We start from the raw sequence: 17,129 nt of genomic DNA, 5'->3' as shown, positions 1-17,129 counted from the left end.
GCTACACGCCCCCGGGATGATGAAAACCAAAGCGTTTGATCAGCCATTGAGAAAGTCCCGCAGGTAAAACGGCCAGCCACCAAGTGCCGAAATTCAACGGAAAAGGAAAGCTGATACGGGCGCGGTTCGCAGCAACGCCACGTTGTATGGCATTGGCCGCACGCTCTGGCGGCCATTCCCACGGCTTCGGGCCGGGCATGGCATTGCACATGGGGGAAGTGACGTAGCCAGGCATGACCACAGTAACGCCAATGCCATGGGGGGCGAGCAGCCCTCTAAGCCCTTCGCCATATGCTTTAATGCCTGCTTTGCTGGCGCTGTAGCTGGGCGTTGTTGGCAAGCCGTGCCAGCCAGCTAGAGAGCTAATAAAGACCAGCTGGCCGCTGCCTCGTGCTTGCATGGCAGGCACTAGGCGCTGGGCCATTGCAATGGGAGCTTTTAAGTTAATATCCAGTAGCGCTTGAACCTCATCCCATGGCTCTAGTGCGTTATCGTGGGGATGTGTATTAATACCCGCATTGGCGATCACGATATCGGGTACGTGTTGGGCACATACGCTATCTAGCCAAGCGGTGAGTTCGCTATCGTCGGTCAGGTGAGCAGATGACAGCGACACGCTTGCTCCCTTTTCACGACAAGCCGTTGCCAGCGTTTCAAGCGACGATTGATTGCGCCCATGCAGCACTAAATGCGTTGTTGGGGTTGCGTAAGCCTGTGCTAGCGCTCCACCTATAGCGCCGGTAGCCCCGGTAATCAGCACGCAGCGTGATTTGCCCGTAACGGGTAGTGTTAGTTGACCCACGCTCAAAGTAACTTCTCCAGCGGTGAAGGGCAGGCTTCCAATATATGGGCGGCGTTATTCACGGCTAAATCGATACTGGGCTGACAATAAAAGCCACCATTTACCTGTGCAGTGTGCATTACCGTATTGCGGAAATAGCCAAATAGCGCCTGACTGGGCGGTGGCGGCTGGTGCCAAAACTCATCGAGAGAACCCTCATAAGTTAGGCCCGTTAAACGATAGATAGGGTCGCTAAGCGCAAAGGTGGGACACTGTTTTTCCAGTGACACAATACCCACGGTACTATTCACTGTGACCGTCCCCGTAGCGTGCTTAAGCAGTGGGTTGAGGTTGCCTGATTCCAGATAAACGATGCGCCCCTGAAGGCCGTAAAACTCTTCAAGCTTTTGAATAATACTTGGGTAATTAACCAGCCCCATGTCTAGCGGGTGGTTTTTGATACATAGCAGGGCATCGCTAGGGGCATGTAAGGCAAACGACCCCATAACGTGAGTCATCACCTCTTCCATATTGGCGTAAGGGGAGTGATCACGAACCTGCGCATCCGTGTTGAGCTGTAGGGGCAGCATAAAATAAGGCCTTTTGCCCTCTATCAGCTGCTCGATACGCTCTGCATCGCGCTTTTTCCACTGTCTTAGTAGCGTAAAGCGCTTAACGTAGCCCGCATATTCCACCGGTGCGGTAATGGGCGCATGATTACGGTAGTGGGGTGCCACCAAGGGGTTGGCAAGGCCGGCTAAGTGGTAGCACACATCATGAGCGGCGCGGATTTTAAACGATGAGCGAAAGCGAACAGGGGCGGGCAGCTTTGGCAGCGCTTTACCTGTTTCGTAAAACCACTGGGGATCGCGGGGCAGCAAGGAGTGGCCATTAACGCCATCGCGTTCAAGCGTGATCCAAAAAGGGCGAAAATACCCCTCTTCAAACACATGCGTGCGAATACCGGCCGCTGGCGCTAGGTCAACCGCTGGGCGGTGAATTGGGCGGCGGTCACCGAACAGCACTTGATCAGTGATCTGATAGCGTTGCCACAGCGATTGGATATAGGCCGGCAGCTCACTTAAAGGCCCCCGAAATAGATGGTTCTGGCTGTGGGTGCGTTGCCAGTAAGCAATATCGCCAGCGTTGAAGTTAACCTTTACCACGCGGTGTCCATCGTCGGTAAGCCGACGAGCCAGGCGTTGATAAAAGGGCGAGCAGACGCCTTGTAAAAATAAGAATGCACGCTTTTGCTTCAACTTAATGACTTCCAATAAATAAGTTACGATAACAGCGATACAGTCGCTGCTTCCATGTAAGCCTATGTTTTTTTGTTAAAACGTATTGTGATTTAGCCTGTTCCAACAGGCTGACCACTGTTTCTGCATTACATAGCTGTCGAGAACTAGGGTCGACGTAGTTTGGGTACAGAAGCAGTGTTCCTGCTACCAATGCATCTAGCGATAGCCCTCGGTTGCGTCGTGGGCAGTGCATGGCATCCTGGGTGAGCCCCCAGCCAGCGTAAAATGGCAGGCCATAGGTGTATACCTGGCGTTGTCGAAGCAGTGCTTCAAAGCCGGTGAGCGAACTCATGGTATGCACAGCATCAACGCGTGCTAATAGCGTGGTGATATCGATATGGCTAGCGTCAAGATCATACAGGCGTTTGGCGTTGGTATCGAGTGCTCCAATACGAGCACCTGTCAACACGTCTGGATGGGCCTTGTAAACAATAAAGGCATTAGGGTTCGCTTCACGAACAGCGGTTAACAGCGCGCTATTCGTACATATTTCTGGTGAACCAGTTGCAATCGATGCATCGCTTTCTACCTGCCCAGGCACCAAAATAGTGTGTGTGTTGGTGGGTAGGTCAATGGTCTCTTTGCCTGGCACATTGTATTTAGATAGTTTTAAAGCGACTAATCGTTTACGTAACTGGGCCGCACGGGTTAGCAAATCATCGCTAAAATCAGCATTGTTGAGCAGGGTTTCAAGCTCGCTAGGCTGACTGGGATCGTAGTAAATGCCATAACGGTCAATCACCAAGGAGAGGGGTTGAGCAAGGTCTACCCCCAAGCCTACAGAACGGATAAAGCCGTCTTCCATTCGCCATAGCGTAGCCATGTGGTGAGGGTGGCGGCTCTTAAAATCGTCGTTAATACGGCTAGACCACACCAGCACCTTTGTTTTTTCTAACGGCTGTTCCTCAGCGGTGGGTAGCTCTTTTTGATAATGCACCTTTGCCGCTGGGCCAAGAAAATCACCAATGAAGCGTCTTTTCCAGGAAGAAAAACCGCAAGCCAACCACTTACCGCGCAAGCGCTCTTGCTGGCGTTTTTGATCAGCAATTAAGGCGATGGTTTCTTCCAGCGTTGATGGAGCGCCCGTGTAAGGATTGGCGTAGCGGGTATAGCGTAGGTATGCGGCGGCAAAGACCTCTTCGAGCGAGCGTGTTACCCTTCGTCGTGAGCAGCTAAGTTGATCAACGGTTAATCCCCAGCCCGCATAAAAGGGTAAGCCAAAACAGTGAACGCGCTTGCCTGCCATTAATGCTTCGAAGCCAAGTTGGCTGGTGACCACATAAACCTCTTCGACACAGTCAAACAGTGCCCACGGGTTAATGTTGTCGCTAATAATGTGGCAACGGGGATTATGATGAACGTGCGCCAAGTGGCCCTGTTTTTTGCCTGCAATGACGTCTGGGTGTACTTTGACTAAAATGTTAGCGGTAGGGTGGTTAGTTAACGCGCTTGCTAACATCCGCTGGAAGCTATCTGCGTTGGCTCCGCCGTGATGGATAGACGCATCGCCAGCCGTTTGGTCAACCACTAACACATTAGACGTTTCAAAAGCGCTAGCGTGTTTAGCAAGGGGCACGGGGTGGTCTGGCGCGTGGTTGTATTTTGACAAGCGATAGCGTGACAGTTGTTCAATGCAGCGCGATGCTTGAGCACACTCTTCTATTGTAAAGGTAGCGTTATTTAGCCAATTTTCTAAATCGCTGGGTCGCGAGGCATCGTAATAAATACCGGTGTGATCAACGACCATGCTATGGGGCTGGTAGCCTTCAACACCTAACCCTAAAGAACGAAGAAACCCATCCTCTAGAGCGATATACGCCAGACGATGGCGGCGGGCATACTCTCGGGCGCGCTTACTAGTAGGTTTAAGCCCCCAGCCAATAACCGCATGGGGCTTAGCGCTCAGCCGCCCAAGGCGTGCAAAACGCGTGTATTCAGGTAAAAAAGAAGCAAGGGCAGAGATCTTAGAAATACCGGGAGATGTATAGCCTGCTATAAGCTTTGCCATGTGAAGAGCCGCAACCATGTTGAAAACAAGCGCGCTATCAGCGCAAAGACTTAAAGCGGCGAACATACGTGAAAAGGTTGAGCTTATCAATTAGGTGTGACTGCTCCCCGCCCTAAGCGCTGGTGCGCCACGGGCGAGGCTTCCCACTTCTCAGGCCGCTGCCGGCGCGTGACCGGGCTTACGCAGGCCTCCGTGGGCAGGAACCGACAGTCCTTCGGCTCGTAGTTTGATAATACCCTGATGACGAATGTTGATCGCGGCGTTGATGTCACGGTCAATGCCTTGCGCACCACAACCGGGGCAATCCCAGGCACGAATGCTGAGCGGCATTTTATCGACCTTGTGGCCGCAGCCAGCGCAGGTTTTGGAGCTGGCAAACCACTGATCGATTTTGACCAGGTGCTTGCCTTGGGCTGCTGCCTTGTACACCAGCTTTTGGATCAGGCTGTGCCAACTGGCATCTGCAATATGTTTTGCCAGCTTGCGGTTTTTCAGCATGTTTTTGACTTTCAGCGTCTCAACCACCACCGCTTGGTTGTCGTCAATGAATTGTCGAGACAGCTTGTGCTGGAAATCAGCACGGGCATTGGCCAGGCGCTCGTGCGCCTTGGCAAGGGTTAGCCGTGCTTTCGCACGGCTCTTGCTGCCTTTCTGGCAGCGGGAGAGCGCTTTCTGCTTGCGGCGCAGGTTGGTGCGCGCACGCTTGAGAAAGCGGGGATTGGGGGTTTTATGACCCTCCGAGTCGATGGCGAGGTGTATCAGCCCCATGTCCACACCCAGCACGGCGTCCACTGTTTGCAGCGGTGCCGGGGCTTCCTCTCCGTCATCGACCAGCACCGAGGCGTAGTATTTGCCGGTGGTGGTGCGGGTTAAGGTGATGCTTTTCAGCGTACCGGTGATCTCACGGTGAAGGCGCGCCTTGATAGACGTGAGTTTTGGTATCTTGATCTCGCCTTCACCGAGCTTGATGCCGGTGCAGTGATAGCTCGATTGCTTGCCGTGCTTACGCTTGAACCTGGGGTAACGGGCTTTTAACTGGGGGTTAAAGAAGTTCTGGAAGGCCCGATCCAGGTTAATGCACGCTTGCTGCAGCGCAATCGAGTCAAAATCCTTGAGCCAGTGATACTTGCGGGACTTCTTCGCCACCGCTAGCAGCGGCTTGAGATCTTTTTTGGCGCGGAGCTTGGTGCCATGCCGTTTGTGCTGTGTGCTGATGATATGCAATGCCTTGTTGTACACAAACCGCACCGCGCCGAACTGGGCGTTCAAGAACGCTGCCTGTTCAGGGGTCGGGTAGAGACGTACTTTCGTGGCTTTCAGCATGGCATGGGGCTATTAAAGCTGTATATCTATCCATTATAAGTGGCGAAGGGCAAAGATCAAACCCTGCAGCGCTATCGCGCTGCCCGCTTATATCCCCGCCCGACTGGGCGAGGGTTTACGCGGAGTTTTGCTAAAATTGTATTACGCTAATAGAGGTTTCTGTTACTTAATGTCACAATTAGACATTGGCTAGGTTCAGGCAAGGTTGCGCGCATATTGTCCAATTTTTTGATAGGTTGGTGGCTCGTAAAACAAGTAGTGCTGACTTACTGGTTAAAAAGCTAGTAATAAGCGTTAGTAGAAATAAGCGTTAGTAGAAAACAGGTAATTGGCGTGTCAAGTGTCTACTTTTGCAAAAACGATAGGCATAAAAATAATAGTATACGAGCGATGTTCACAAGGAAGATGTTGATAAAATTGATATTCACGCGTTACGTTCATGAAGTTTGTTTTTCTAAAACAGGGCTTTATGAAATTGCGCTTCATGAAGCAGAGCCTGATAAAACAGGGCTTGATGCAACAGGGCTTTATGAAACGCATGTCCAGTAAATTTAATCCAAGCAAGCTTATGATGCTTGGTTCATTGAAAAGTCGGCTATTGCTGGGGCTTTCTTGTGCACTGCTTTTACTAGCGGCTCTGGTGCTGGGGATGGCATGGCAGGTGGGAAAAACCATGGTTCAAGAAACCAATATGGCCCATCTACGCTACGAAGCTAACCTAATTGCAGATGAAATTACTCAACAAGTTGAACATCGATTTCAGGCCCTGGATAGGCTTAGTGACGTTATTGGCGTATCCAATAATGCGCAATGGCTAAGTCATCAGCTAGGTAGAAACGATGCGTTGCTGGCATGGTTTGATGCCATTGTTATCAGCGATACACAGGGCCGGATTTTATCAGATTGGCCTGTTGTGCAGGGGCGTGCAGGGCTTGAAACCCAAGAACTTGAATATTTTAAAACGCTAAAGGGCACACGCAGGCCCTATGTCAGTGAGCCGTTTGTTGGCCGTGCCAGTGATATACCAATGGTGTTAATTAGCGTTCCCCGTTTTGATAACGCAGGTCAGTTCGCGGGGTTTATAGGAGGGGTGGTCAGTTTAGACAGCAGTGGGTTGTTTAATCGCTTGGCCACTATCCGATTAGGTAGCAAAGGGTATGCCGCTGTTGTTACCGCCACCGGTAAGGTGCTTTATCACCCCGATCGATCCTTAATCAATAACGCAGACTTTGACTCTAAAGCGAGCCCTTTGCTTGATTTAGCGCTGGACGGCTGGCAGGGAGACGGCGTGGGTAGGCTGTTGGATGGCCGTATGGGTCTGCAGTCATATTCACAAGTATGGCCTGCTAGCTGGGTAGTAGGGCTCTATTTGCCCACAGAGCAAGCTCAACTGCCGCTGTCTGGCTTTATACACAAGCTGGGATGGATTTGGGTCGTCATCGCACTATTAATGATGCCCGGTTTATGGTGGCTACTTGCGCGTATATTAGCACCCCTTAATAAGCTAGAGGCGCAGATTGGTGATGTAGGGCTTGGGCGTCGTGCTTACGTTGATCTTGAAACGAATATGCAAGAACTTGAGCAAGTAGCCACTACCTTTAATCGCGTTGAGGGAGAGCGACAGCAGCTTGTTGGTCATCTTCAAGAACGGGAAGCATTTTTAGATTCTGTATTAAATGCATCGCCTCAAGGCATGTTTGTCGCTGATTTTGGTGGCAACATCACCTATATGAACCCTGCGTTGTTAGACGTGTTGGGTATTGAAGCTAATATGCCGATGGAAGCGTGGCTTGAACAGATTCACATTGATGATCGTTCCGGCGCGAAAGATATGTGGATGCATAGCTTAAAAACTGGCAATGACTACGTGCGTCAACTGCGCTTTATTCGCAGCGACAAAGAGATGCTATGGCTAGATATCCATGCCCGTGTGGTCATGCTTACCCAGGGTGGACATTCGCTTGGTTTAGTAGGTGTAGTGAAAGATATTACCGAACGCCGTGAGCAAGAAGCGCTACAACGTTGGGAAGCCGAGCACGACCCCTTGACCGGTTTGCTTAATCGGCGAGGTTTTGAGCGCCGCCTTGAAGAAGCCTTTGCTGATTTCCAGAAAACCAGCACGCCCTCGGCACTGCTGCTGTTTGATCTAGATCATTTCAAACCGATTAACGACGAAGGCGGGCACGCGTTAGGTGATGAAATGCTACGCCGTATCGCCCAGGTCGTGGCGTGGGAAGTTCGTCGTAGTGACCACGTGGCGCGTCAAGGGGGCGATGAGTTCGGTGTGTTGCTGCCTAGCTGCACCCTAGGCCAGGCAGAACGTATCGCTGAATCGTTACGTCAGGCAGTCAGCGAGGTATCCGTTGTTCATGAGGGCAAAGAGTACACGGTGACGCTAAGTATCGGGGTCACCTGCTTCGACGAGACCGATACCACCGTAGACGCGGCTCTTTCCCGTGCAGATGCTGCCAGTTACGACGCCAAAGGCGAAGGGCGTGACAGTGTCGTGGTTAAACTGCCAAAGGCACAAGACCCAATGACACTTTTTGAGTAAAGCACATAAATCCTCGTTAGGGTGAGCCGCAGCCGGTCGACAAATCTTGGGTGACGATAGAATATAAGCATCTGCTTATTCGATTGAGAGTGCTTTTGTGAGCCTACTTGATATTTTTTCCCGCACGCTAGATATCACGCTGCCTGTGTTTGCCATGGTGTTTGTAGGCATTGGTCTGAAGCGTCTAAAGTGGATTGACAGCGGGTTTGTTTCCACCGCGTCAGCACTGGTTTTTAAAGCAACGCTGCCCACACTCATTTTTTTAAGTCTCATCAAAGCAGACCTAAGCGTTGCCTTAGACGTGCCTCTATTACTGTTTTTTGCCGCCGCCACGCTTGGCCAGTTCTTTATTAGCTGGGTGTGGGCTAGCTATCGCGTGCCCAAGGCCGACCGCGGTATTTATGTGCAGGGTGCGTTCCGTGGTAACTGCGGTATTGTTGGGTTGGCACTGGCCGCAGGGATGTATGGTAACTACGGACTTTCTACCGGCAGTCTCCTGCTTGGTGTGGTTATTATGATGTATAACGTCCTTTCGGTAGTGGCGTTGGCGGCTTATCAGCCCGGCCAATCAACAGACTGGCGTAGCCTGTTAAAGCATATCGTTACTAATCCCCTGATTATCTCTGTACTTGCTGCGCTACCGTTTACGGCATTTTCGATTCCGCTTCCCCGCTGGTTAGTTACCTCAGGGGATTACTTCGCCTCGTTAACCTTACCGCTAGCATTGATCTGTGTAGGCGCGACGCTGTCGGTGACTACTATGCGCAGCGGCAGCCAAACAGCGCTAAGCGCCAGTAGCATGAAAATGATTGTGCTACCGTTACTTGCCACGCTAGCGGCATGGATGCTCGGCTTCTCTGGGGCACAATTAGGGCTGTTATTCTTATTCTTCGCCAGCCCAACCGCCTCCGCGAGCTTTGTCATGGTAAAAGCAATGAATGGCAACGTAGCACTGGCCGCTAATATCATCGCTATCACCACCTTAATGGCCAGCATAACCGTCACCGCCGGTATCTTTGTGCTGCGCCTTTTAGGCTGGATTTGAACACTGCGGTTGGCTGGCTCTTACCAACACGCTATACTATGCGCCCCATAAGTCCCTGTAGCTCAGTAGGATAGAGCAGCCGCCTCCTAAGCGGCAGGTCGCAGGTTCGACTCCTGCCAGGGACGCCAGTTAAGCCAGCCCGCCTCGTAACCCGCAATATCTGAAAGCGCATCTCTGCGTCGTCGCCCCCAGACCGCCGCACCCTACGGCGCGTTGTCCCCCACCCGCCTGCGGTGTTCGCTTGTGGGGCAGTTCTTCATGCACTCCACAAAATGGGCCAAAGCCCGCTGTTGCTGGGCTGTAGACGGGTTTTGGGTGAATGGGAGTCATGCGAAATCATGCGGATTTATGTGCTTTAGGGAGCTCATCAAAAAAGAAGCACCTGCCGTGGTGGCTAGGGTTAATTGCAAGTCAATTAAGATTTTCCTTATTAAACCGTGCAAGGCCTTGTGAAAATCCTGTGCGTGGTTATGGCTTCACATTTTTTTGAAACAGTGCGCTGGGTTTTTGGAAATGGCTAGTTATTGGTGGTTTTGCTAAGAAAATTTAATTCTTGTCCCCTGGGAGCTGGGTGCGCAGGACTCATCATCTGGCCCTGATGGCAAGACTTAGCCGTTGAGCTTTCCGTTAGACGAGCTCAGGGGAGGGCTACGAAAAGCCATAAAAATCACTTTATGCTTTCCATATTGGGTGCTAGGATTACCAAAATTGATTTTTTGTTACCATTTTGAGGGTTGGGATAATGATTTCCATTAGTGAGCAGGAATTGGTTGCTCTGTTTCAGCAAGGAGTAGCCGGTAACTCAGCAGGGTTTACGCTTCTTGCTCGGCGGTTCGTGAGTAGTACTCGCAAGACAAATCCTGAAGTGGCAGAAAAATTATTAGAGCTTGTTGCCAGTCCGCATACTCTGAGGGGCACTGAAAAGCAACCACCGACAGATCGTGAAAGCAGCGCAAGTCTCCTTTCAGAACAATATCATGTGGTGCTTAAAGAAGAACCGCTTTGGAGTAAGAGTATTGCAGATAAATTAGAAGTGGCTATAAATGAAAGAAAACATGAAAAGAAACTATTAGAAGCAGGGTTAGAGCCAATCAAGGCGATGTTGTTTACAGGCCCGCCCGGGGTAGGGAAAACCTTAGGAGCTTCTTGGCTTGCACAAAAAATGAATTTGCCAATCTTTACACTGGATTTGTCCAGTGTTATGTCAAGTCTATTAGGAAAGACTGGTGCAAATATAAAAAATGTTTTCAATTATGCAGCTTCAATGCCATGTGTTCTATTTTTAGATGAGTTTGATGCAGTTGCTAAGAGGCGTGATGATGACAGAGATGTTGGTGAATTAAAACGTTTAGTGAATGTCTTGCTGCAAGCTATTGATAAGTGGCCTTCTACTTCTTTATTGATTGCAGCCACAAATCATCCTGAGTTGCTTGATAGGGCTATATGGAGAAGATTTGATAAAGTCGTTGAGTTTGATTTGCCAAATAAAGAATCTGTTGAAAATTATTTTAAGCAGCTAGGTGTTAGTGAGAAAATAGCAAGTAAAATATCATGTATAATGAGCAACAAATCATATTCTGATTTGAATAAAATTGCTTCTGCAGCTAAAAAAATGAGTGTTCTGGAAGATGTGTCTTTAGATGATGCTGTCTTTAAGCAAGCGATATTTGGAGATGTGCTGGATAATCCTGATATGAGGTCAAGCGCAATAAGAGGTGCAGTTTCTGCTGGTATTTCTAGGAGAAAAGTTGCTGAGCTTACCGGGATGAGTCATCCAACCATCTCAAAGATTGTTAACAATAAAGGGGGTATATGAGAATGGCTGATAGAAATTTGTTGTTAGGGCGTGGCGAAAAGTTGTCTTTGAGAACACCATTTAAAAACGGCGGTGGTGGTAAAAATTATCCTTATACATTTGATGAAGTACGGGAGCGATTGGATTCCGAGTTGGCAGAAGTTGAAGCTGGTGTCTCTAATCTGGAATCTGACGCTAAGCCTCGAGGAGAGGCTATATTTGAACTAGTATTACATCCCTCTTTTATAGCGAAAAGTTATTATCCCGATGCTCTTTTAAGAACTGCTGGTATGCGGGATGTTGGAAGCAAAGAAGTTGTTATAACCCCAAATAAAGTTACACGTAAGTCTGATTTTGGAAAGGAGTTAGGTACCGCTTCTTTGTATGTCGCGGGTGGCATGGAAAGTATAAAAGTGATGCGCTCTATTCTACAAGATGGGATGGCTAATAAGGGTGTCAAGAAGGAAATTAGTGAAATTGAGAAAATTCGATGGGTGAGCAGTGATGATAAATATAAAGGTGAATTAGGAAATGATGCGGAGACGGTTCGTCTTTATGAAGTTGCTCTGCATGCTGGACATAAAGAAGAAGATATTGTAGATGCCTTCGTTGATTATGTGAAAAAGCGGGGTGGTGAAGCTGTTTATCGGAAAAAAATACAAATAGGAGCACTAACTTTCTTTCCTTTAAAAGCCACTGAAAAACAGCTTAGAGAGATATTGAATTTCTCATTCATTCGAGTTGCTAGAGAAATGCCTCAGCTCAGATCTGCAATGCCTAATGCGATGCGATCACCATTAGATTTTCCTGATATAAAATTGCCAAGTGCTCAAGCAGTTGAACAGGGTTTCAAAGTGGCGATTTTTGATGGTGGTCTCGGTTCCGCAGATTTAAGTGATTGGGCCGAAGAAATAGTTTGGGAAGATACAGAATCAACTAACGCTAACTATATAATGCATGGCAATGAAGTCACTTCAACATTTTTATTCGGCAGAATATCAGGTGATGGTGATGTACTGAAACAACCTTATGCTAATGTTGATCATTATCGGGTTATTTCTCCTGGTAGTGGCAGTGATCCGGATTTGTATGATGTTTTATTAAAAATCATAGATGTGCTGGATGCTGGAGATTATAAGTTTGTAAATCTTAGCTTAGGGCCTCGTATGCCAATATACGATGATGAAGTGCATGCTTGGACGGCTTGCCTAGACCAGCTGTGTGTGCGGCATGGAATATTAATGACAGTGGCTGCGGGTAACGATGGGGATATTCAGGGGGCCGATAGGATTCAGCCTCCAGGTGATATGGTGAATGCAATGGCCATAGGGTCTTGCGATTTATCAGGTGAGACTTGGAATAGAGCATCCTATAGCTGTGTAGGGCCCGGTCGTAGTCCTGGTTATGTTAAGCCTGACGGAGTTGCATATGGTGGAAGTGATGCGGAATTGTTTAAAGTTTATAACCCTTTCGCAAGCTCAGTAGTGGGGGTTAAGGGCACAAGCTACTCAGCTCCACTAGTTCTCCGAGCTGCGGCAGGACTAGCCGCTATTTCTGATTACGATATGAGTTCTATAGCAATTAAGTCCCTTTTGGTGCATACCGCAGGCACGAGATATCGAATGGACAGGAGGGAAGTTGGTTGGGGAAGATTTAAAGAGAATCCGGTAGAAATATTAGAATGTGAAGAAGGTTTTGCTACTATAATTTTTCAAGGAAAACTAGAGAAAAATGAGTTTCTAAGATGTCCTATACCATTTCCAGATGCGGGCCTTGATGCAGAAGCTACGATAAAAGCAACATTTTGTATTCAATCTCATACTGATCCAGAGCATTTGGTTAACTATACTCGGTCTGGTCTTGGGGTTTCATTCAGGCCCTTAGTTGGTATTGGTGATGAGACAACTAAAGGTTTTTTTGGAATGGGTAGTCAGTATAAAAAAACTGAAAGAGAATATAGAGATGACGCTCATAAATGGGAAACATGTTTACATAACTGCCATACTTTTAAAGCTGAAACACAGCTAGTTGACCCAGTCTTCGATATTCAGTACTTCGCTCGTGAAACTAGTAGGTCAATAGCAATGCCATCTGCTCCAGATGTCTCGTATGCTCTGGTTATCAGCGTAAAAATAGACGGTGTTACAAATATTTATGACTTAATACGCCAGAAATATGATGTTTTAGAACCAGTTGCAATATCAGTTGATGTAGAAAACAATATTCAGATTTAAAGGAGCCTTGCAGGCATGTAGCTCTCAACCTGATGAGAGCTACATTTTAGTCCATTAGCGCTTATTGTTATAGGCAATAGGGTGTTGCGCAAAATTCTGTGCTCTTGCATTTGCTCACTGTGTGGTTCGGCTAAATTCTGCTTATGCCTATTAGATGGTATATGGATTGGTATACCGTATTTTTTTATTTTATTAAATTCCTTATAATTCAAATGGTTGTATAATTCGTCGTACTCCTGCTAGGTGCCATTTAAATCAACAGTTTAGTTAAGTATTGTCTTGGTGTTTTCTCTGCATTTTCCGTTTCGCCCCTACAAAAAACGTTTGCTATAGCACTGTATCAGCACCATGCCAGATGCCCATCCCCAGCGCATCAGCCACCTACATTCTCGCGGTCGGGCATGGCCGACCAGTAGTGGTCGGTTGATATCAATAATCCTGGTAGTGAGCGGGTTAGGCGGTTTCTGGAGCTGGATAAAGCGAGTTGATCCTCCACCTAATTATCCATAATGCCGCCTCAGGTTGGGCACTTCTGAGTTGTGCTGCTGTTATTTCAAGAGCGTGAGGCGGCATACTTTCAAGAAGTAGTGCTGTTGAGAGGCCCTTTATTGATAGCTGATAGGGCCGCGTTTGTGTCCAGGATTGCTGCCCTGATGCCGGTCACTCCCATTGCTTCCAGCCGTGCGGTATGCATGTTGCAATAGGCTTCGGCATTGGCTCGGGTGTCGAATAGATAGATACCGCCTGCCTGTTTCTGGTCTGCATCTTCTGTCCAGATTTTCCAAATAAGGCCTGGTTCCTGGTTGATACTTTCGGCCAGCGCTGTCATAGCGTTGGCCATTTCGTCACCGAAGGGGCCATCAAAGGGGAAATGAACCTGTAATATGACGGACATACTGCCTCCTGTAAAAATATTGACGGTAAAGTATGGAAGTTTTCACTGTTAGTTTAATTGTGTTTTTAACCACCTGTGCAAGATCTATGCTCCGAGTTCAAGTGAAGCTTTCGCTTTAAGCTCAGTTAACCTGCAAAAAGCTTAGGCACGCCGATGAATGGATAGGCGTGCTTGGTTGCATCCAGCGTGACCGCTCTCACGTGGTCAGTACGATCCTCCCCTGTGCCTGTGCCACAGTTTCGGCACGTGTAAGCGCGTGGCGGGCGATGTCGAAGCGGCCTGCCTCTTGGGCTAGACCCGCACGCAGCCGGTGAAGCTCGGCGAGGTACCAGCGCTCGCCGCTCGCCCGGACGATCGCGAAAGCCTGACGTAAAGAGTGCATCCCAGCGACTGGGTCGCCCATTTTCCCTGCTACCTCTGCGGCTAGCCCGTGGCAGAAGGGTAGCGTGATCCTGACGCCCATCGCACTGAAGGCCGAGAGACCCTTCGCAATCCGCGACGCCCCAGTTGTGTCGCCGGACATTGCCTGCGCCCAGCCTGCCAGCATTTCGCCTGCGTCGCCCCAAACGGGCACCGCCTCAGTCCGGCACAGAGCGACTAACGTTTCTGCCCGGTCACGGGTTAGTTCAATATCGCTACGTAGACGGGCGCAGACCGCCCCGCACCAGAGCATCTGGGCGCGCCCGAAGGCGGCGCCCAATTGGTCGGCGCGCGCACTGCCAGCGATAAGGTGCCGCTCAGCCTCTGCCGAGGCGCCGGTTAATTCGGCGACACAGGCCGCGTACTGGTGACATACAACCTCTGGGTCTTCACCGAAGAGTACATTACCGTCTTGCTCGGCATGGCTTGGCGCGATCTCTAACACGGCGGCGATTTCTGCGGCACAGGCCGGTAGGGCGCCGGTGAAAAACCGGGTCTGTCCGACGGCATTGTGGGCTACCATCGCCATATGGGCTGGGGCCTGCCTCGCGAGTGCCTGCAGTCCAAGCGCGAGATCTTCGGCACGGGTCAGTTCAGCACGCGTCAGGTGATCATTCCAGAGCCCTGCAAGAACTGGAATCGTTGTGGCTGGATCGCCGACTTCGGCAGCTAGTTGCCCCGCGCGGCGGTAGACCTCTCGAAGCTCTTCCGCAGTAAACCCATCCGCGACGATGAGTGCCGCCCCGAGCCCGAGCAGGGCGTCGAGTTCGGTCGCGCGGTCGGCCCCAGGCTTCACCGTACCGGTCCCGCTGCCTCGAGTTAGCAGATCCCGAGCACGGCGGAACTGTTCGACGGCATCCATGGGGGCGCCGCGCGCCTGCGCACGTCGCCCCGACAGCACACGATAGTGTGCGGCGCGCGGCCAGTCAGCGCCGCGTTCAAAGTGATCGGCCAGCACGGGGGCGATCTCGCCCGCTGCGTGACCGTGGCTGATCTCCAGTCGGAGACCGACCCTTCGGTGCGTGCCTTGCCTGTTCGCTGCCGGCAGCCCATCGTAGAGCGCTTCGTGATGTAGCGCGTGCCGGAAGGCATAGCGCGTGGCCACTGTTCCGTCGGGCCGTTGGCTAAGGCCCGCGCGGGTGATGAATCGTCGGTTCCGCGCGAGGTGCTCCAGCTGCCGCTCCGCCGCCTCCACCCCGTCGCGGTTGTCGGCTAGGTCGATGGCAGAAAAGGTCGGTCCCGCCACACTGGCGGTTTCAAGCAAACTGCGCTCCTCGGCCAGCAGGCGGCTGGTGCGTTCGGCCTCGATCAGGATGCGGACACTTGGGGCAATGGCTGCGACCAGCGCCTCGGGTGTGGAGGACAGCTGCCACCCGGCCTCGCCGTGCCGCACCAGGCCTTGCGCCTGCCAAACGTCTGCCGCCGCATCAACGAGCATGGCATGGCCCTCGGTTCGGCGGGCGAGGGCCTGCGCCAAATCGGGAGGAAAGGAGTTGCCCGGGAACCGTTCTGCAAGGTAGCCAGACACTGCCGACTCATCGAGACCGCCAAGGGTGATCAACCTGCAGTTTGGCTGCCGACTCAGCTGACCCAGTGTTATCGCAAGTGTCCCAGCTCGGTCTAATTCGTCATCGCGATAGCTACCCAGAACCAGTAATCGAGCCGGTGTGCGTTGTAGCCCCCAAGCCGCTAGCCAGGCTAGCGTGCTAGGATCTGCCCAGTGCAGATCTTCTAGCACGAGAACTCCAGGGCGGCCACGGGTCAGCCGTTCCATCAGCGCCGAGAATTCCCGCAGCATTGAGTTGTGGCGAGTACGGTCCAGCGCTTCCGCCTCCAAGCGATGCCCGGGTTGTTGCTTGACCCAAGAGGGGGCGATGAGTGGCAGAAGTCGTACCAGCGTGGCCCCCTCAGGCCCGGCCATGAGTTGCGTCAACACATCCATCAACAGCCCGTAGGGTTCGCGTGCGCCAGGGTGCGCAATGGCCTGACCCCTGGCAATCCACAGCGGCGTGCGCTGGGATAAATTAGCCTCAAATGCTTCCAGAAGGCATGTCTTGCCGGCTCCTGCTTCGCCTGAAATCAATGCCATTGCCCGTTGACCACGCCTGGCGGCGGCAGCCCTTTCACTTAGGGCTTCCAGCTCCTTATCCCGTCCGATGCAGAACACTGTCGACGCCGCCACAAGATCCTTAGGCGCATCGCCGACCAGCGGGATCGGACGCGTCAGCCGGTAGCCTCGCCGGCCCACGGTTTCGATTAGCCCGGTGTCCTGGGCGTTGTTGTCCAGCATCCGGCGCAATTCGCGGATGCATTGTTTGGGTCCCGCCTCGTTACCAGGGCCGTTGCCCCATATCATGCGCCGCAAATCAGCCGTGCTGACCACTTCGCCTTGTTGCTCTATCAGTGCCACCAGAACGGACAGTGTCTTGGGGCGTAGGCGCATCTGTACTTCACCGCACAGCAGGATGCCTTCGCATAGGTTTACCTCGATATCTTCCGAAATCATGTCGTAGGGGGCCTCAAGACTTACTGCCGGAAGCCATAGCGCACGAATGGTGGCCGCCGTTAGGTAAAGGGCATAAGGGAGTTAGTAGAGCGCAAATTATACCCATATTGCACCTTAATTGAACTTTACATTTGTTTGTTTGCAATCATAAATGGGCTATCTTCGCTTTCGAAGCAATCCAAGCAGCAAGTGCATAACAGACGAGGGACAGGCACATGACAGCGTACAGACTCCATCACAGAACGGCCCGCCAGTTTCGGCCTGGCC

Annotated in this window: 10 protein-coding genes and 1 tRNA gene; 5 read left to right on the top strand and 6 right to left on the bottom strand. The window is 51.0% G+C overall.

The window, feature by feature from the left end; translation table 11 throughout:
* Position 1: 1 nt before the first annotated feature.
* From K1Y77_RS10980 to K1Y77_RS10965, 4 genes are all read right to left on the bottom strand, one after another.
* The gene (locus tag K1Y77_RS10980) at positions 2-808 is read right to left on the bottom strand and encodes an SDR family NAD(P)-dependent oxidoreductase (RefSeq protein ID WP_030072006.1); all 807 of its coding nucleotides are present in this window, start codon (positions 806-808) and stop codon (positions 2-4) included.
* A complete protein-coding gene (locus K1Y77_RS10975; protein WP_264428441.1) occupies positions 805-2,040 on the bottom strand; it encodes a capsule biosynthesis protein in 1,236 nt (411 codons plus the stop codon). Before K1Y77_RS10975 ends, K1Y77_RS10980 begins: the two co-directional genes overlap by 4 nt.
* A gap of 1 nt (position 2,041) precedes the next feature.
* Positions 2,042-4,090, bottom strand: coding sequence for a capsular polysaccharide biosynthesis protein (locus K1Y77_RS10970; protein WP_264428439.1), 2,049 nt, complete (start codon positions 4,088-4,090; stop codon positions 2,042-2,044).
* Positions 4,091-4,240: 150 nt separating this feature from the next.
* Positions 4,241-5,413, bottom strand: a complete 1,173-nt coding sequence (locus K1Y77_RS10965; protein ID WP_264428437.1) for an RNA-guided endonuclease InsQ/TnpB family protein — start codon at positions 5,411-5,413, stop codon at positions 4,241-4,243.
* Between the two features lie 568 nt (positions 5,414-5,981).
* Between K1Y77_RS10965 and K1Y77_RS10960 the strand changes: the two genes are divergently transcribed.
* From K1Y77_RS10960 to K1Y77_RS10940, 5 genes are all read left to right on the top strand, one after another.
* Positions 5,982-7,967, top strand: coding sequence for a sensor domain-containing diguanylate cyclase (locus tag K1Y77_RS10960; protein WP_264428435.1), 1,986 nt, complete (start codon positions 5,982-5,984; stop codon positions 7,965-7,967).
* 97 nt (positions 7,968-8,064) lie between these two features.
* On the top strand, positions 8,065-9,012 hold the full coding sequence (locus tag K1Y77_RS10955; RefSeq protein WP_030072017.1) for an AEC family transporter: 948 nt from the start codon (positions 8,065-8,067) through the stop codon (positions 9,010-9,012).
* A 51-nt stretch (positions 9,013-9,063) separates the two neighbouring features.
* Positions 9,064-9,140 (top strand) — tRNA-Arg (locus K1Y77_RS10950).
* A 614-nt stretch (positions 9,141-9,754) separates the two neighbouring features.
* Positions 9,755-10,828, top strand: coding sequence for an AAA family ATPase (locus K1Y77_RS10945; protein WP_264428433.1), 1,074 nt, complete (start codon positions 9,755-9,757; stop codon positions 10,826-10,828).
* Positions 10,829-10,830: 2 nt separating this feature from the next.
* The gene (locus tag K1Y77_RS10940) at positions 10,831-13,041 is read left to right on the top strand and encodes a S8 family peptidase (RefSeq protein ID WP_264428431.1); all 2,211 of its coding nucleotides are present in this window, start codon (positions 10,831-10,833) and stop codon (positions 13,039-13,041) included.
* A 577-nt stretch (positions 13,042-13,618) separates the two neighbouring features.
* Here K1Y77_RS10940 and K1Y77_RS10935 read toward each other — a convergent pair.
* Both K1Y77_RS10935 and K1Y77_RS10930 read right to left on the bottom strand, forming a co-directional pair.
* Positions 13,619-13,936, bottom strand: coding sequence for a monooxygenase (locus K1Y77_RS10935; RefSeq protein ID WP_264428429.1), 318 nt, complete (start codon positions 13,934-13,936; stop codon positions 13,619-13,621).
* A 196-nt stretch (positions 13,937-14,132) separates the two neighbouring features.
* Entirely contained in the window at positions 14,133-16,862 is a 2,730-nt protein-coding gene (locus K1Y77_RS10930; protein WP_264428427.1) for an AAA family ATPase, read from the bottom strand.
* Positions 16,863-17,129 lie beyond the last annotated feature (267 nt).

It is taken from the genome of Halomonas qaidamensis, from assembly GCF_025917315.1.
GTDB lineage: Bacteria > Pseudomonadota > Gammaproteobacteria > Pseudomonadales > Halomonadaceae > Vreelandella > Vreelandella qaidamensis.
The sequence above is the reverse complement of the archived record's forward strand: the minus strand, read 5'-3'. Positions and strand labels throughout refer to the sequence as shown.